17 protein-coding genes are annotated in these 18,527 nt (G+C 43.9%); all 17 read right to left on the bottom strand.

Translation table 11 applies throughout. From position 1 onward, the window contains the following. Positions 1–268 precede the first annotated feature (268 nt). On the bottom strand, positions 269–2,044 hold the full coding sequence (locus tag FN809_RS12460; protein ID WP_142533861.1) for an NADH-dependent [FeFe] hydrogenase, group A6: 1,776 nt from the start codon (positions 2,042–2,044) through the stop codon (positions 269–271). Positions 2,045–2,064: 20 nt separating this feature from the next. Further along, positions 2,065–3,858, bottom strand: coding sequence for an NADH-ubiquinone oxidoreductase-F iron-sulfur binding region domain-containing protein (locus FN809_RS12455; RefSeq protein ID WP_142533860.1), 1,794 nt, complete (start codon positions 3,856–3,858; stop codon positions 2,065–2,067). Between the two features lie 9 nt (positions 3,859–3,867). Further along, entirely contained in the window at positions 3,868–4,278 is a 411-nt protein-coding gene (locus tag FN809_RS12450) for a (2Fe-2S) ferredoxin domain-containing protein (RefSeq protein ID WP_142533859.1), read from the bottom strand. A gap of 424 nt (positions 4,279–4,702) precedes the next feature. Beyond that, a complete protein-coding gene (locus FN809_RS12445) occupies positions 4,703–5,251 on the bottom strand; it encodes an ATP-binding protein (protein ID WP_142533858.1) in 549 nt (182 codons plus the stop codon). A gap of 6 nt (positions 5,252–5,257) precedes the next feature. Beyond that, positions 5,258–5,920 (bottom strand): hypothetical protein, encoded by a 663-nt coding sequence (locus FN809_RS12440; RefSeq protein WP_142533857.1) that lies wholly within the window; start codon positions 5,918–5,920, stop codon positions 5,258–5,260. Between the two features lie 64 nt (positions 5,921–5,984). Then, entirely contained in the window at positions 5,985–6,752 is a 768-nt protein-coding gene (locus tag FN809_RS12435) for a PHP domain-containing protein (RefSeq protein WP_142533856.1), read from the bottom strand. A gap of 80 nt (positions 6,753–6,832) precedes the next feature. Further along, positions 6,833–7,171 carry a DRTGG domain-containing protein gene (locus tag FN809_RS12430; protein WP_142533855.1) on the bottom strand — a complete coding sequence of 113 codons (339 nt, stop codon included), beginning with the start codon at positions 7,169–7,171 and terminating at the stop codon, positions 6,833–6,835. After that, complete coding sequence (locus tag FN809_RS12425) at positions 7,158–8,531, bottom strand: [Fe-Fe] hydrogenase large subunit C-terminal domain-containing protein (RefSeq protein WP_142533854.1); 1,374 nt, start codon at positions 8,529–8,531, stop codon at positions 7,158–7,160. The genes FN809_RS12430 and FN809_RS12425 overlap by 14 nt, the downstream gene beginning before the upstream one ends. Positions 8,532–8,882: 351 nt before the next feature. After that, positions 8,883–9,293 carry an ATP-binding protein gene (locus tag FN809_RS12420; RefSeq protein WP_142533853.1) on the bottom strand — a complete coding sequence of 137 codons (411 nt, stop codon included), beginning with the start codon at positions 9,291–9,293 and terminating at the stop codon, positions 8,883–8,885. A 164-nt stretch (positions 9,294–9,457) separates the two neighbouring features. Next, on the bottom strand, positions 9,458–9,802 hold the full coding sequence (locus FN809_RS12415) for a hypothetical protein (RefSeq protein ID WP_142533852.1): 345 nt from the start codon (positions 9,800–9,802) through the stop codon (positions 9,458–9,460). A 328-nt stretch (positions 9,803–10,130) separates the two neighbouring features. Further along, a complete protein-coding gene (locus FN809_RS12410) occupies positions 10,131–10,415 on the bottom strand; it encodes a GNAT family N-acetyltransferase (RefSeq protein ID WP_142533851.1) in 285 nt (94 codons plus the stop codon). Positions 10,416–10,622: 207 nt separating this feature from the next. Continuing rightward, complete coding sequence (locus FN809_RS12405; protein WP_142533850.1) at positions 10,623–11,501, bottom strand: pirin family protein; 879 nt, start codon at positions 11,499–11,501, stop codon at positions 10,623–10,625. A gap of 446 nt (positions 11,502–11,947) precedes the next feature. Continuing rightward, complete coding sequence (locus FN809_RS12400) at positions 11,948–13,141, bottom strand: SpoIIE family protein phosphatase (protein ID WP_142533849.1); 1,194 nt, start codon at positions 13,139–13,141, stop codon at positions 11,948–11,950. Beyond that, positions 13,131–14,984 (bottom strand): [Fe-Fe] hydrogenase large subunit C-terminal domain-containing protein, encoded by a 1,854-nt coding sequence (locus tag FN809_RS12395; RefSeq protein WP_142533848.1) that lies wholly within the window; start codon positions 14,982–14,984, stop codon positions 13,131–13,133. Before FN809_RS12395 ends, FN809_RS12400 begins: the two co-directional genes overlap by 11 nt. Before the next feature lie 3 nt (positions 14,985–14,987). Then, the gene (locus FN809_RS12390) at positions 14,988–15,242 is read right to left on the bottom strand and encodes an NAD(P)H-dependent oxidoreductase subunit E (RefSeq protein WP_142533847.1); all 255 of its coding nucleotides are present in this window, start codon (positions 15,240–15,242) and stop codon (positions 14,988–14,990) included. Positions 15,243–15,539: 297 nt separating this feature from the next. Beyond that, positions 15,540–17,327, bottom strand: coding sequence for an NADH-dependent [FeFe] hydrogenase, group A6 (locus FN809_RS12385; protein WP_142533846.1), 1,788 nt, complete (start codon positions 17,325–17,327; stop codon positions 15,540–15,542). A gap of 18 nt (positions 17,328–17,345) precedes the next feature. After that, the gene (locus tag FN809_RS12380) at positions 17,346–18,527 is read right to left on the bottom strand and encodes an NADH-ubiquinone oxidoreductase-F iron-sulfur binding region domain-containing protein (RefSeq protein ID WP_142533845.1); all 1,182 of its coding nucleotides are present in this window, start codon (positions 18,525–18,527) and stop codon (positions 17,346–17,348) included.

Raw genomic sequence — 18,527 nt, 5'->3', positions numbered from 1 at the left:
TGCTTTTGATATAAGTTATTCAATAAAAAAAGAGTCAAGTATCAAGATTGAATTATTAACATAAAAGCATCAAGGTGAAGGTGTTAAAGTCCTTCGAAAACAAGTTTGGAACAAATCGTACCGAATCCTTTGTATATGTAGCGATATGCTGCTAAAAAATAAAATAATCCTAATGATAAGATACCAACCTGTTATGTTCCATTTCAAATAAAATATTATCTATCTACGTATTATGATACTTTGCACTTGATACTTTGTACTTATCTTGTTAATCATTTTTAATCTCCACCTTTTTTTTCTTGTCAAAATATTGGGTGTGCAGCAGTTGATGTGCCAGTTTACTGCCCGGCTCACCAAGGAACTCTTTGTACAACTTAATAATGAAGGGGTTTTCGTGCGATTTACGTATGGCTTTGCCCGCATCCTCACGATAAATGGCCGACGCTCTTTTTTTGAGTATGCTTGAATGACCATGATGGTAGGGCTGTCCGCCGCCGCCGATACACCCACCAGGGCAAGCCATTATTTCGATGGCATGATATTGCGATTTCCCGGCTTGTACATCTTCCAGTAACTTACGGGCATTCCCCAGGCCATGGGCGATACCAATTTTTAGGGGAAGTCCGTCAAAATCTACTTCGGCCGAGCGGATACCCTCGAAACCGCGTAATGCCTCAAATTCCACTTTCTCCAGTTTCTTTTTGGTATGTACTTCGTAAGCGGTGCGCACCGCCGCTTCAATCACACCGCCGGTATTGGCAAAAATAACACCGGCACCGGTAGATTCGCCCATAGGGTTGTCAAACGCTTCATCCGTTAGTTCCATAAAATTGATATTGGCACCTTTTATCATCTGAGCTAGCTCGCGAGTGTCGATAGACAAATCTACATCCGGATTTCCATTCACGGCAAACTCCGGACGGGACGCTTCATATTTTTTTGCCAGACAAGGCATGATGGAAACTACCACCATATCTTCCCGCTTGATACCCATTTTGTCGGCCAGATACGTTTTGGCTATGGCGCCAAACATCTGTTGGGGCGATTTGGCTGTGGAAGGAACATCCAACATATCTGGGAAGTTGCTTTCGAAGAAATTAACCCATCCCGGACAGCAAGAGGTAAGGATAGGCAGTTTTACATTCTTATCGCCTGTCAGATGCTTGTTTAGGCGATCCAGCAGCTCGGTTCCCTCTTCCATGATAGTGAGATCCGCAGCAAAGTCGGTATCGAACACCTTATCGAAACCCAGTTTTTTTAATGCAGACACCATTTTTCCGGTTACTAAGGTGCCTGGTTCCATGCCAAACTCCTCGCCTAATGCGGCACGCACAGCGGGTGCGGTTTGTACCACCACGGTTTTAGCGGGATCTACCAGGGCAGCGATCACCTTGCGGGTATTGTCCACCTCGGAGAGCGCTCCTGTTGGGCAAACGGCCACACACTGCCCGCAATAGGTACAGGTAGATTTTTCCAGATCCATCTCAAAAGCCGGTGCTACCACCGATTCAAAACCCCGGTTGATAGCCGAGAGGCAACCCACGGTTTGCAGCACGTTACAGGCCATTTCGCAGCGGCGGCACATAATACACTTGTCCATGTCGCGGATGATGGCAGGCGAGCGGTCTATTTTGTAATGCGATTGTTCCCCTGCGAAGGGGATTTCGCGAATGCCCAGGTTCTGTGCCATAGTCTGCAATTCGCATTTGCCGTTTTTAACACAAGTAAGACATTCGGGGGGATGATCCGACAGGATGAGTTCCATTACAGTGCGGCGTGCGTTTATTACACGTAACGAGTGGGTATTAACGTTCATATTCTGGGTGCATTCCGTTTTGCAGGCCGGAGCCAGATTTCGTCTGCCTTCTACCTCCACCACACAAATGCGGCAGCCGCCGGGTTTGTTCTCCACATTTAAATCGTGCATTTTCAGGTGGCACAAGGTAGGGATATTCACCCCCACGCTTTGGGCAGCTTCTAACAGGGTAGTGCCTTTTTCAACTACTACTGCTTTGTCGTCTATATTTAATTTTACGATATCCATTGCTATGATCTTTAAATTGGTTACTGGATGCTGATGGCATTGAATTTACACTTTTCCATGCAGGCGCCACATTTTATACAAATGGAGGCATCGATTATATGGGGTTGTTTTTTATCGCCTGATATAGCATCTACCGGACAAACACGGGCACAGAGGGTGCAACCCACGCAGGCCACCGCATCGATGACGTACATCATCAGATCCTTACACTGCCCGGCCGGGCATTTTCCGTCCTTCACATGAGCCAGGTATTCGTGCATGAAATTATCCATAGTGGAAAGTACGGGGTTAGGCGATGTTTGCCCTAAGCCGCAAAGTGAGGTATCTTTAATAACATTACCCAAATTGCGCAATATCCCCAGATCTTCCTGGCTGGCATTTCCCTTGGTAATTTTATCCAGCATCTCATATAAACGCTTATTGCCTATGCGGCAGGGAGCACACTTGCCGCAGGATTCCTCCACCGTAAAATCGAGGTAGAACTTAGCTACAGAAACCATACAGTCGTCCTCATCCATCACTATCATACCACCCGATCCCATCATGGAGCCGCTGGCCAATAAAGTGTCGTAGTCGATGGGAATATCGAGGTGTTTTTCGGTAAGACATCCCCCGGAGGGGCCTCCTGTTTGTACGGATTTAAACTTTTTGCCGTCCTTGATGCCTCCGCCAATATCAAAAATAACCTCGCGCAGGGTAATACCCATGGGCACTTCTATCAGACCTACGTTATTGATTTTACCGGCGAGCGCAAATACCTTGGTACCTTTGCTTTTTTCGGTGCCGATAGACGAAAACCATTCGGATCCATTGATAACGATAGCAGGAATATTGGCAAAGGTCTCCACATTGTTTACGTTGGTGGGCATGCCTTTATAACCACTTACCGAGGGGAAGGGAGGTTTAACGGTAGGTTCGCCGCGCAAACCTTCCATGGAGTGTATTAAGGAGGTTTCCTCGCCACACACAAAAGCACCGGCACCGTAGCGCAGCTCCACATCAAAATCAAATCCGGTACCGAAGATGTCCTTACCCAAAACGCCCAAATCCCGGGCTTGATCGATGGCTATTTTTAATCGATTGATAGCCAGAGGGTACTCGGCTCGTATGTAAATCAAACCATGGCTTCCACCGATGCAATAGCCACAGATGGCCATGGCTTCCAAAACCGAATGGGGATCGCCTTCCAGGATAGAGCGATCCATAAAAGCACCCGGGTCGCCCTCATCGGCGTTGCACACCACATATTTTATGTCGCTCATTACTTTGTTGGTTATCTCCCATTTTAAGCCAGTTGAGAATCCGCCTCCGCCACGTCCGCGCAATCCCGAGTCTTTAATTATTTTAATGGCTTCTTCGGGTGTCATTTCGCTAAGTACCTTGCCCAGGGCAGCATACCCATCGCGGGCAATGTATTCGTCTATATTTTCGGGGTTAATAAAACCGCAATTGCGCAATGCGATGCGAATCTGCTTTTTATAGAACCCCATGTGCTTCGAATCGGTGATGTGTTCCGATGTTTCGGGATCGACATACAACAAACGATCTACTTTGCGTCCTTTTATCAGATGCTCCGAAATAATCTCGTCGGCATCTTCGGGATTAACGTGGACGTAAAAAGTATTGTCAGGAATCATTTTTACGATGGGGCCTTTTTCGCAAAAACCGAAGCAACCTGTACGTACCACCTGTATTTGATCGTCTAAGCTGTTATCGGTAACCGCTTGCTTTAGGTTTTCAACGATCTCCTCGCCCTTGGAAGCACGACATCCGGTGCCTCCGCAGACTAAAATGTGACTATTGTATTTGGCCATAGCGCTGAATTATTTTTCGTTACGATGTTCGTTTGATGTTTTATAGGCGGCAGGTATTATACCATCGACCAACTCACCACCAATGATGTGCTTGGTAATGATCTCCTCGGCCTTTTTAATATCTACATCGCCATATACCACCGGATCGGTTCCGGGTACGTGCACCTCGATGGTGGGTTCGGAGTGGCAATAGCCCATGCAGCCCGTTTGTGTTACCACCGCATCCAGGGCTCTATTATCTAACTCTTCAATCAGATAACTCATGGTTTCCTTGGCCCCTGAAGCAATGCCGCAGGTGGCCATCGACACTTTTATCTGAACTAATTTTTCGGGACGATCGCTGTTTTCACGAAGGCTAATCTTCGACTGAAGTCCTTCTCTCATCTTTTTTAGATCATCTAAGGTTTTTACTTTTGCCATATCGTTTGAGTTTTAAGAGTTTCAAGCTCCCTGAGTGTGACAGACAAGCCTTTAATTAAATTTACGGTGGCGGTATGTCGTTTCACTCCATTTGGGTTTATAGATATTGCTGCGCAATGTTTTCTCGATCCACGAATTACACAAAGTTGCTTTCCTTTGTAAAAATTACTAAAAAAAGGATTAGGTTCAAAACCACCCCGTCTGATGTTTCGTACCTCAACATCATCTAACTCCCGAATGCGAATTCGGGACAGGCTCTCCTTTTTTTAAGGAGGGGAATCCGTTGAGTGAAGCATATTTTTACAACAACTCATCTCATTTAATTTGCAAACTCTTCCCTCTCCCATTTTTTGGAGGAGGGGGAAGTACCGCACCGTAGGTGTGGGGATGGGGGTGAATTTACTGCTTACAGCAAACAGCTATTTCACATCTCCACTCCAATTTCCGTTAGGTTTTCGTTTATCATTTCTTTTATAAATTTTATAACTGGGGCTTGGCTTATTTCAACACCATCGAGCACGCTTTTTACTGAGCGGCTATTAAATATATATTCCTGTTCATTTATACGGTACGTAAAACAAAAATCGACATTGGGGTTTCCTGCTACCATCAGGCTTAGGGTTCCGGGTAAATCACCCATAGGCGGCCTGTCTATATGCGAACGGATAAATGTAGCGGTAAGTAAAGTTCCATTTCCCGGTTGCGACTCAATAAGCACGTTTCCACCTGTTAGTTGTGCGTTTTGCTGTAACAGGGGAATGCCCATCCCCACCTTACGGGTAGTGCGCGAAGTAAAAAAGGGATCCATCGCCTTTGCAATTGTTTCCTTATCCATGCCGCAACCGTTATCCTTAACGATCAACACCATGGTATCCTCGTTCGTGTTTTCAATGACGGACACCTCAACGAGTGCGGCTCCGGCTCTGACCGAATTTCCGACTATATCAAGTAGGTGCATGGATATGTCGCGCATGTTTTTTTAAGATTTTAATTCGTTAATCAAGTCTTTTACAAGTTCAACCCCCATTCTGTCGGTTTCTTTTTTATATTCGTCCAGGTACATCCAAGTAAATTTTTTGGTAGAATGCTTTCTGTTCCCTAACGGTTGCTCTTTGTTTTGAATAGATCCTTCACCCTGAGCATTCGATTCTCCATTGTTTGTAATTGTGTAATCGTATGTGAGATTTATTGGATAGGGACTTATTGCTTCAAACACACTTACCGCATAGGCAACCACTACAATAATTGTGTTGCCTTTATTTTCGTACAGAAACTTGCCGGGGATATCCTTCAATTTAATTTCTATTTTTTTATCACCTGCATACTGTTTCAAATCAAGACTATCTGCAGCCCTATAAATTCCATTTCTCACGTATTCCAATCGTGTGTTAAAATCCAATTCACATTCGATGGTGGAGTTCCATCCCCAATAAAAAATGGCCGGTACAAATGAATTTTTCTTTTGGTTGTATTTAGTTTGCTGCGGCTCTGCCTGTTCTGTATGTACAAGTAACCAATCATTTAAGTTAGACTCCGCTCTTACGTCTTTTGTTTTTGGATCAACAATGGAGGCGTATTTTTTTGTAGTTACGCAGCTGATAGAAAACAGAACTAAAATAGAAAGTAAGATTATATTCTTCATTTTTTATATTTTACAAGATTACAGCTATTCGTATCTGATCCGTCTAAATTAATTATATACAGCATCATACTCCATAACGCTCTCCTTTTTTCATTATACTCAATACCCGTCTTCCGGTTTCGTTTTTCAAGGCCATTTTCACTTCATTAAACGATGATTCCTGCAATTGCATTATGGTATAACTGCTCCCAATCTGTTCCGGTATATGGGCGTCGGAATTGGTGATAAGGCTATATTTTTTTATCCACGGATGTTTATTTTTAAACGCTTCCATATTAGCATTGGCGCTGAGCTCAACTCCCGAAACAGTAAGATTGCCAGGTAAAAAACCCAATTGACTGGATATGCTGTTACGGGGTTTATCCACGTGTGCCGGAATAAACAATCCGCCCAACTCGGCTACTTTTCTGTTCACTTCGTCAATCGATGCATCCAAACCCACAATCAACAGTCTTAGTTCTTCGCCTAAAATATTATTGTCTTTATCTACCCAAACCTGGTCGCCGAACAACTCCGGTTTATTTTTTATCCTGGGGAGATGTGTGTCCAGATATTGCTGAAATTGGTTGAGTTGGTTGCTATCTTCAAAGAACGTAAGGCAATGCACCTCTTCTTTGGTGTTTATTTCGGCACCACATAAAACCGTTAATCCTACTTCGTGGCCCATCTGTCGTATCACTTCGCACTGTTTGGTGCTGTTATGGTCGGCAATGCCTATGATGTCTAACTGTTGTTCCAGGGCCCGCTCAACAATCACATCGGGGCTCATCTGCAAGTTCGCGCAGGGCGAAAGTACCGTATGGATATGTAGATCGACCCGATAGTTTTTCATTGTAAATGAGTATCAAGTTTTTAGTATCAAGTATAAAGACAAATGAACACAGTGGCACAGGGACACCGCGTTAATTTTTATTATCTTTTTTCTAACAGCGCATATAATTTGCCGGCTATTTCAAAGGTTTCCAGTTTGGTTCCCAATATGGGGATGCCTTCCTGGTTGCTTTGTTCCCGGGCTGCTTGCTCGGGCTCGTGGCCTTTAACCAGAATGATGGCTGCTACCTCTTTTAAAGAAGCGATAGCCACAACGTTTTTGTGGGTTTGCAGGGTAATCCATACTTGGTTTTCATCTACGTTGCCCATCACATCGCTTAGTAAATCGGACACATAAGCGCCAAGCACAGAATTGTTGATGCCTTGATTACCACAAAATACTTTTAAGTCGAGTTGATCGACCAAATCACATACCTTCATTTTTAGCTCCTAACTTTTTACAGTCCTTACTCAATCTGTCTTTGCCCCATGTTTTTTCAATGATACGAATGGCGTGCTCACTACTTAGCTTATTGCTTTTTTCCATCATCCGCTGTAAAAAAACACAGTTACTCAGGTTGGCTTTGCGTTGCACTACATCTTCGGCCAAAGCCTGGCAATGGGGCGATCCACAGGCACCACAATCGATACCCGGTAAATAGCACATCAGGTTTCGGATGCGTTCCATTTTTTTTAAGGCTTTTGAAAAATCTGTATCCAGCGCCATGGCTGGCAAGGGATTTACCTTACTTATAAATAAATCTTTATCTTCAATAATGTCATTATGCGCTTTCCAATCCACATCGCCGTTTTCACTTTCTAACTGCTTTGCTCTCAGTTTCATTCTTTCTACGGTTAAAAAGCGGTTGCCATGTAGCAGCACCCCTCCGGCACAGCCTTGATCGCAGGCACGCAACTCCAGGTAATCTACCGTTGGAATCTCCTCATTTTCCAGAAGCTCTAAAAACTCTATTACATTATGTATTTCGTCCACGGCAAGGCAGGTACCCTTCATGTTATCGGTTTCGCCACGCGTTAAACTCCATTGCGTAGCTTTTGCGGACAGATGAGGAAGGACGGGAAGTTGGCTGGTTCCTGTTTTGTTATTTTTTATTCGGGTATATAGTTTATTGTAGAGGTAGCGCATATTAATTACCCCGTTTATCACTGTATCTTCATCATTGTTTATGCCTTTGAGGGCAGCAATTTTAGCAGCACAAGGGGTAATATAAAAAATACCTATTTCTTTTTCGGGCACGCCTTGAGTAGCCAACAACTTGCGATAAAAAGCCGCCGAAGCATCTACCGGTGGTTTTACCGAGGCTATATTATCGATCAGCGATGGAAACTTGACCTGTATGAGTCGAACAACGGAAGGACAAAAGGTGGATATCAGGGGCTTTTCGGCTTTCGACTGCATCTGGTCGTTCATGAGGCCATTGATAACATCCACCATAAATTCGGCCTGAAAAACATGGGTAAAGCCCAATTCCTTCATAATGCTAAATATCTCCTCTTCGGAAATGGAAGTAGGAAACTGACCTGTAAAAACTGCCGGTACCAGTGCCACGCGGCATTCATAATCAAATATATTGTCCCAATCGTCCTGCTCTACATAAATGGCATCTACGGGGCAGGCCTTAAGACATTCGCCACAATCTACGCATCGCTTTTTGAGTATCAACGCTTTACCCTTGTTTATACGAATAGCATCGGTAGGGCACACACTCATGCAATGGGTGCATCCGTAACAAATATCTTTGTCAACCTTTAAGGCATGATATATTTGTTGCTTTTTCATTTGCGTTGATGGTTCTCTTAACAGATTATACAAATACGCTCTTTAGTCTTTCCCTAACGTTAGAAAAGACTTGCAGGGAGAGGGTATGGCTATAGAAATACGGCAATCATTCACTTGAAACCTTTTAAGCTATGTGTCCCCCTCTACTCTCCTTTAGCCGGAGGGGGCTCTTCATTTTTTTTTCGTGATAAAAGAAACGAAGCAAAGAAAATATTTCATGTTGCACGTTTCGAATAATTTATAAAACTAAAAATCCATCAAAAAAAGAATTCGTCAATTCTCGTAAACATTATCTATGTCAATTATTAGCCGTCATTGGTATTTTTTTGTTTCATAGGAATCTTACAAGTTCTATAAATTAGTTTTCATCTCTACTTTGGTTCCTTTGTTTACTATGCTGCTCACCTTAAGCTCGTCTACATTCTTTTTTATATTGGGAAGCCCCATCCCTGCACCGAAACCCATTTCACGTACTTCACTGGATGCTGTTGAGAAGCCCTCGCGCATGGCCAGTTCAATATCGGGTATGCCGGGCCCTTCATCATCCAAAACAATAGATATATCTGCTGTGTTAATGTTAATGTTTATGGTACCCTTGTAGGCATGAGCCACTATATTAACTTCGGCTTCGTACAAGGCTACCACTGTTCGTTTAATCACTTTAGGATTTACGTTCAGTTGTTTCAGTACTTTTTTTACGCCACTTGCAGCGTTGCCCGCCTTGGAAAAATCTCCTCCCTCTACTTCATAAACAAATTTCATGTGTCTAGATATTCTTTTTTAATTGCCACTAACTTATCCCGCCATTGCGGGATAGCCTGCCCCGATTTTTTATCGGGGGAACTCTCCCAAACTAATCAGTCCCTCTTTGTGAGAAGTATTCTCTCCGCTTTCGAAGAGCAGGCTATGGCGCGTTTCATAATGCTTTAATAAACGGGTAACAAACCTGCCTCGTATAACTTGCCCACAGCTTTAAACATGGAATATTTACATTGTATTAGTACTAAACCTTCCATGCCCGCCAGTTCCAGCATTTGCGGTGTTACCTGCTTGTTACGCACAAACACAATGCAATTAATTTCCGACATTTCTACGGTTCGGATGGTTTGTACATTAGCCAAGCCGGTTATCAGTACCACCTTATCGGTATCTAAGGTTAGTACGTCGCTCATTAAATCGCTGGCAAAACCACGGGTTATCTCGTTTTCTAAATATTCCGAACCACATACCACCTGGGCATCCAGTATATCCGCAATCTCTTTTATTTTCATTAAAGAAACTATTCGTTAATCACTTGTAAAATACAATGTATCCTTCAAAAAAAAAACGGGGATTATCATGTATGCTGTAATACATAATCAGTCTAAATAGGGCAAATAGAAATAAATGGAAATGGCCAGGAATAGCGGCGAGATACGATCGGATTAGAAGAAAAAGAGAAATGTTAGCAATAGGGGGTGGTGAGGGGTTTGGGGAATGACTTTGATTTTGACTTGGAGAAGCATAAATTGGGCAAAGGGAGTTATGAGTTGCTTGTATCTTTCAACCATGACTTAGTTCCTACATAATGTAAATTAAACTCCCATTGAGAATAGTAATTTATCCCCTAACATCATTTATGCTGTCGTCGGATTCAAGTACTTTGGCAGCATAAGAGCATCGGGCGGTAATTTTGGCCTTCTTTTTACGCGCAAATTTTACCGCCTCCATTACCATTTGCTTACCCAGACCTTTACCGGTAAACTTAGCTTCCACGGTGGTGTGCTCAATAATAAATTGAGTTTCTCCGGCCCAGGTATAAGTCATTTTGCCTGCAAAAATGTCCTTTTCATAAATTACAAAGCGTCCTTGTTTACCATTGTCCTCATGTTTTATCTTTGCCATAGTGTTATGCATTTAGATGTTTTTAGTACTGGTTCTTATAACTTATTCCTGACCCCATCTTATTCCTGACCCTATCAAAAAACCAAATTTCATAAGCATTAAAGATATGAAAAATGATGGAATATTGCAGATAATATCGTTAGCCTGCCCTATCCGTAGATTTTATGAATAGGGCAGGCTAAAAGGAGTGGTGAAAGCGTTGTTGCTTTAATCTTCCAAATAGCCATATTTGCCGGAGTTGAAATCATGGAAGGCCTGTTGTAACTCTGCTTTCGTATTCATCACAAAAGGACCTTGAGCTGCAATGGGTTCGTTGATGGGGTGCCCGCTTAAAACCAGTACTAATGCATCATCAGTAGCTTTTATTTTAAATTTTTCGCCATCGTTGGCCATGAGCACAAAATGGTTGGTGGGTGCTTTAGTGTTATCGTTTATCGTTATGCTGCCTTCAATTACTAACAGTGCTGTGTTATAATTGGCAGGGAACGTAAAGTCAGTTGTGCCCTCTTTTTTTAGTTTTGCATTGAACATGTGAATGGGTGTAAAAGTAGAGGCGGTGCCTAACACACCTTTGTATTCGCCGGCTATAACCCTAACTTCACCTTGCTTACCTTCCAGTTGATAGCACTTGATATCGCTGTGTTTTATAGCTTGGTATTTAGGTGTACTTTCTTTGTCTTTTTTTGGTAGGTTTACCCAAAGTTGCACCATCTGAAAATCGCCCCCTTGCTTACTCCATTCCTCTTCGTGATATTCTTTATGCAACACACCGCTTGCGGCCGTCATCCATTGAATATCGCCCTGGCCTATTACACCACCGCCGCCACTACTATCGTGGTGAGCTACTTTTCCCTGATAAGCTATGGTAACCGTTTCAAAGCCTTTATGGGGGTGAACGCCAACTCCTCTTGGTTTGTCGGCTGGCGGGAAAAAAAATTTGGAATTATAGTCCATCAGTATAAATGGATCCATTCTCTGCATGCTTAAGCCCTTAACGCTGGGGATAAAATTATGAACCCGAAAGCCATCGCCCACAAAATGCGGTTGCATGGGGCTTACAACTTGTTCTACTGTTTTTATTTTCATCTTATTACAAATATTTGTTCTTTATTGGTATTCGATTGGCTCCTTCAAATTCAGGAGTATGATAGAACCGGCCATTAAGGGCCCTGTTCCATCTTACTTGTGCTTTAAATGTTTTATCTCAATAACATAATACTTTGAGCTTTGTTCTATTGAGGCTTGGAGTGGGGCGGCTTTGGGTGGGATTTGAAGCTTGAGGATTACTCCTGGCGCTACTTAGGGTGGCACTCGGTGGAGGAAGAACCCAGGTTTTTACCGATAGTAAAAAGCCTCTGCAATTCAGTGAAGCCGGTTATGCGGGAAGGGATGCGGCACAATCAGGTGAGCTGTCGATTATTGTAAACTTTCCTACATTTCCTAAAACCAGGTTGTGGCTGCATGATGACGGCATTTGCGTTGGTTGCTTTTTTATCGAGCCACTCAAAAAATACCGGGTTTTCTTAAATGCACTATATATACTCCATTGAAACTTCTTTCAGGAACTTACTCTCGAGCAGGTGGGCGATACGTTTGACCACGGTGCGCCGTATTTCGAGCTCTACAGGTAAGCTGGGGTCCTGATGGGCTACGTTGATGCGTGTTCCATTGATGATTTGTATTTTGTCGCTCTCTAAAAAAAGCTTTACAATTTGATTTGCCGGTCCTTTGCCAAGGGTGCTGTTTTTATCAAAATGCTCCATTATCCGCACTACCTTGCCCAAGGTGAGTATTCCTTCGGTAACCAAATCAATACCTTCCATTTGTGCAGTAGGGGGCAGGTCCGGATCGGACATATCAAGCCCCGAGGAAAATTTCAGACCCAGTTCGCGAGCTATAATTTCGGCTGTTGTTCCTCCGCTCACTATTTTTTTTCCACCAAAACGTTGTACTTTCAAGGCAAAGTCTACATCTGTTTTTTCATCGAAAGGGGGCCCTGTTACAAACAGGAGTCTGCGTGGTTCGCGCAGATAGATAATGCCGCAGGAAGTGTCGTCCAGCGGGCTGCCTCCATCGTTGAGTGAAGCCATATTAACAATTTTGCGCGACAGTTTGGCCGAGGCGATAAATGGGGTGTTTTTAACACTTTTAATCACATACAGTTCGGCTTCGTCGCGTCCCCAGCCAAAGGGCAGTGTTTTGCTACCCATACCCGATTGAACAATGCCATCCGACCAAAAAAATATCCGGTCCTCCTTGCGGGCCTGAAAATGGCAGGTATGTAGTTTTTTTCCTTTGTTGCGTTTACTATCGAGGGTAATCTCGTTCCATCCCGGATCGAACGGACGATGGCTGCGCATAATAAGGCAACGAGGATTGTCGTACTCCACAATGGTAGTGCTTCCCTCATCGTCGATATCAATGATGGTAAAAGTAGAGTAGCTCACCTTACGCACGCTGCATACCGGTAAGGTGTTCATTATAATTTCGGCTGTTCGCTGCACCTCTTTGTGTTCCACGGTAAAGTTGACGGCCATGGATGCGGTTAGGGTGGCCAGCACATTGGCTTTAACGCCACTGCCCATTCCATCCGAAAGAACCACAATGGTGCGTGCATCCTCTTTGATTCGGCGGGAAAGAAACACATCGCCACAGATGTATTCGCCAAAATGGTTATTTTGCTGGCAGTCGATGTCGAGAAAAAAATCTGGTTCTTTAACCTCCATGGCTGTCTCCCAATTTTTGTGCTTCGATGATGGAGCTTAATACTTTTTCGGTTTTTGAAGCGCTCTCACCCAGCAAAAAGGCTATTTGCTGCACTGTTTGCAGATTGTCGCGGATAACGGAACGTGCCCGATTGATGACCTCTTCGCGTCGGACCTCAGGTGCGGTAAGGTCGCGGATGATACCACCAACAATTTGATGCTTTTTAATGGTAAACACCGATACGTTTAGTATGACATCGTCCTGAGTGGTGTCGCGATTGATGATTTCTTGTCCGGTTTGCAATACCGTACTGAACATGGCACCAAAGGGGAGAAAGGTATTGATGTCGGCTCCTTTTAATCCGGGTATTATCTCGTTAAGCTGTTTAGCATCTTCGCCCATCATATTCACGAAGCTCAGATTAGCTTCGATGATATTCAGCCTGGCATCAACCATAACAATACCTGCCCTTATTTTATTGAGCATGGCGGTAATGGTTTCTGCGGCCTCGCGGGCTGCCAGCTCTTCCTTGCGTGCTTTTTCCTCACTTTCTTTAAGGGCTTCCTTGGTGTTTTTTAAGTTTTCGTTAGCAGCGTGAACCTTATTGATGTAGGTGTGCAAGGTTTTTAAGGAGTAGGAATAGCACATCTCAAAATTGGTGAGCCCCTGGCAGTAGGCCACTGCAAACTCCTTGCAACTGGGATAGCCGCAGGCGCCACAACCTAATTGGTCCTCTACATTACTCTTGCCCATATCATGCAATACGCGTTGAACTTCCTGCTCCGAGGGTTGGGGGAGTCTACGGTCGGTTATTTTAAAGCTACGGCTCAAATCAATGTCCTTAAATTCCTTCATATCCTTTTCCCATAGTGTATTGTCAATTACTTTAAGGCGTTTTTCTACATACCGGACAACATTAGACTGACGCAAAAACTTTTTATCACCGGGCGACATGCCCGGCCCCATGACACAACCCTCGCAATAATACAGATCGAGGTTTTGGTTAAGGTTAGTATGGGCAGAAAACTCTTTGAGGGAGCCCAAAAAATTATTTCGTCCATCAACAGATATGATGTTGGTATTCAGTAAGTCTTGTTGCATATCTACCGTCTGCCATAATCCCTGGTTGATGGGATATAAACCTCCTTTGCGTCCTACGGGTGGATCAAAGTCGCTGTATTCTACCGAGGCTTCATTAATGTCATCCTCTTTAAACATGGCTCGGAGTTCTTGAAAGGAAATTACTGCATCGATTTTACCATCGGTATGGGCAAAAGCCATAGCTTCATCTTTGGCCGCCACACAAGCGCTAATATACACCACTTTAACATCGCTGCCATATTTTTTATGCATCACCTTGGCCATGGCCACAAATGGGGGTACGATGGGAGCCAGGTTATCCACCAGCCCGGGGCGATATTTTTCTACGTACGAGCGAACCGGCGGACAATGCGTGCTAACGTAGTATTTACCGTGGAAATCGCCCAGCAGCTCTTTGTACTCCTGCGCAACCAAATCAACACCAAATGCCACTTCGCTCACCAGGCTAAAACCCAGCTCACGTATCATGGCTACAAACTTACGGTAGTCGGATATATCGTCGAATTCGCCCGATATGGCGGGGTCGCATATGGCGGCCACCTTAACATCACTATTCAACATTTTACGCACAGTATCCACCTGATTGCGGAAACTAATGGCTTTTTGGGCACACACCACCACGCAATTGCCACAACCTATACACCTGTCGGGCATAATGTTAGCATAGTTATCGGCAATTTTTATGGCCTTTGCCGGGCATACTCTGATACAGGTGAAACTAAGGTTGCATTTATCCTTATTTCCTTTGATTAGTTGTGCCATACCTTAGTGGTTTACGTTAAAGTATTCGTTCAATATCTGAAATACATTATTGGAATTGACTTGACTGTACATCGCATTGTCTATTTTTAGGATAGGGCCATTTTCGCAATTACCGCTGCACAATTCGCCCCTAAAAAACACCAACTCCTCTAATTCGTGCACCGATAAAAACCTTTTAACGATATTTAAAATTTCCTTATTGCCCCGTGCAAAGCAAGAGCTACCCAGACATATGGTAATGGTATGTTCGTTTTGCATATCGTATAAGTTTTAAGCCCACATAATAAAGATAAACATATTTTACAGATTTGTGATATTTGCAATGTGCCCCTGGCATAATGATACCTGCAAAATTAATTATGAAGGCATACAATTGGCCGTAATCTAAACTAATCACCCACAGTCCGTTAGACAGCCAATTGGTGTAGAAATTTTAAAGTGCATATTTCCCAGAGTGGGACGGAACCTACCGGGATAAAACAACGGTAGAGATATTACCCCTATGGGAATTCCACACCCAGCCCATCTGATTCCTTTTTTTACGATGATTTATATCTAATACCTATTCCTTCCGATATAGCTGGTATGTAACAATTCATGCGACTTATGGCCCAGGGGTTTTTTCAGGAATTCTTTGTAAAGTTTCACTACTTCAGGATTTTCGTGTGACTTTCGGATAGGTTTTCCTACATCCTCCCTGTAAATGGCTTTGCTACGCTGCCGGCGTATGGTGGCGTTGGTAGGTATGGGTTGTCCCCCTCCACCCAGGCATCCACCGGGGCAAGCCATTATCTCAATAAAATGATAACTTGCTTCACCTTTTTTTACTTTGTCCATTACCGTTTTAGCGTTGGCCAATCCGTGTGCAACACAAGTTTTTAATTCTACACCGTTTAAAAAGTCCCACTCAGGTAGTGCGTCCTCTATTTTAATAGTAGCCTCTTTTACTTCGTCCATGCCACGCACAGGGGTTATGTTTAAACCTTTAAAAGGTACTTCGCGTCCGGTTACCACTTCGTAGGCGGTGCGCAGAGCGGCTTCCATCACACCTCCCGTGGCTCCAAAAATAACCCCGGCTCCGGATGAAACACCCATAAAAGAATCGAACTCTTCGTTTTCCAGTGCTTCAAAATCGATGCCTGCCTGCTGAATCATTTTGGCCAGCTCGCGTGTTGTCAGCACCAGATCTACATCTTTATATCCACTGGAATGCATCTCGGGGCGGTTGGCTTCATATTTTTTGGCAGTACAGGGCATTACCGATACCGATACCATATCTTCGGGTTCGATATTCATTTTTTTGGCATAATAGGTTTTTGCCAGGGCACCAAACATTTGCTGTGGTGATTTGGCGGTTGAAACGTTAGGCAGATACTCGGGGTACATGTGTTCGATGTATTTAACCCATCCCGGTGAGCAGGACGTGGTCATGGGCAAATGAACATCGGGGTTCTTGTCAACCAAAGCAGCTTTTAAACGATGCAGTAGTTCGTTGCCCTCCTCAATAATGGTAAGGTCGGCCGTAAAGTCGGTATCCAACACTGAATTGAATCCTATGCGACGCAAAGCACTCACCATTTTGCCTGTAACAATTTTACCGGCAGGCATGCCCAGGGCTTCGCCCAAGGCAATGCGTACGGCAGGTGCCGTTTGAACCACCACATGTTTATTGGGATTACTAATGGCAGCCCAGACCTCGTCGATGTAATTATGCTCTACCAGCGCTCCTGTGGGGCATCTGTTCACACACTGTCCGCAATTGGTACAGATTACCTCGTACATAGGTTTCTCAAAAAAGGAGGATACCTTCATATCTTCCCCTTTATAGGCGACTGAGAGTGCACCTATAGCTTGCAGTTCGTCGCAAGTGCGCACACACCTTTGGCAACGGATACATTTGGAGTCATCTTTAATAATGGAAGGCGAAAAGTAGTCGATGGTATATTCTTTCAGCGGAACCAGATCGATATAACTGTCCTCACCTATCAAGTATTCGGAGGCAAGATGCTGAAGCTCGCAATTACCATTTTTATAACAACGGGTACACTCGGCCCTGTGCTCCGATACCAACAAGTCGATAACGGTTTTACGGGCGTTTCGTACCTTTAAGCTGTTGGTACGTATTTCCATGCCTTCCGAAACGGGAGTGGCACAGGCGGGCAGTAATCTATCGCTCCCCACTTGTTCAACAACGCATACCCTACAGTTTCCGGCAACACACAAATCTTCGTGATAACATAAAGTAGGTATTTTTATTTTCAGTTGGCTGGCGGCGTTCAATAAGGTGGTATCCCGTTCCACGCTCACCTGTATATTGTCTATGTTAAGGTTTACTTTGTTCATATGCCTGGTGTTTAACGATTAGTAAATCATTTCTTCCTTAAAATTCTCTACGATGGACGAAAAAGAATTGGCCACTGACTGCCCCAGTCCACACTTGGCTGTCACCCTCATATTTTCGGCCAGATCGAGTAGTCGATTTAAATAATCCGAGGGACGTTCTCCTTTTTTTACTGCTTCAATACCCAGCAATAATTGTTGCGTACCCACACGGCAAGGAGTACATTGGCCACAGCTCTCTTCTACAAAAAAATCGAGGTAGTTGTGTAGTACGTTATACATGCTTCGTGAGGAATTAAAAATCATCATGGATCCCCCGGTGGGTAAGGACTCGCCGGTGAGTTTACCCTGATAGCCAATTTTTGTGTTAGCAAACCTTTTTCGGGGTACACAAAAGCCGGCAGCGCCGCCCACTTGCACCGCCTTGGTATCGCCATCGCCAAAGTCCTCTACAAATTTTTGTACCGACATACCAAACTCAAGTTCGTAAATACCGGGTATGGGGGTATCACCCGAAACCGAAAAAACTTTGGAGCCTCTGGAATCCTGAACCCCCAGATCTTTAAACATCTCGGGGCCGTATTTAAAAATGGAGTAGGTATGGGCCAATGTTTCCACATTGTTAATTACCGTGGGCATACCTCTGTATCCCGATTGGGTGGGAAAAGGAGGTTTATTGCGAGGCTCACCCCGGAAGCCTTCCATGCTTTCGAAGAGGGCAGTTTCTTCGCCGCAAATATAAGCGCCACTGCCTAAAAATATTTTTACTCTAAAATCTATGCCCATTTTATTCATCCAAACATGGAAATCGTCAATAACATCGTTGAGCTGTTGCACTAAAAATTTATATTCTCCCCGCAAATAAATAAAGCCTTGATGGGCTCCTATTATCCTGGCACAAACTGCCATCCCAACTAAAACTTTATTGGGTACCTGACTTAATATTTCTCTGTCTTTAAATGTTCCGGGCTCACCCTCGTCGGCATTGCAAATTACATATTTCATCTCACCCTTTGCTTCCGAAGCCAGTTTCCATTTTAACCCTGTGGGATATCCGGCACCGCCCCGGCCTTTAAGTCCCGATATAATTAAATCATTAACAATTTCCTGTGAGGGGCGAGCCAATGTTTTTAGCAGTATTTTTTCGCCATCGTGTTCGTTTTTGAAAATGAGGTCTAATCTCTTTAGGTTTTTTTTAGACAT

It is taken from the genome of Saccharicrinis carchari, assembly GCF_900182605.1.
Lineage (GTDB): Bacteria > Bacteroidota > Bacteroidia > Bacteroidales > Marinilabiliaceae > Saccharicrinis > Saccharicrinis carchari.
The sequence above is the reverse complement of the archived record's forward strand: the minus strand, read 5'-3'. Positions and strand labels throughout refer to the sequence as shown.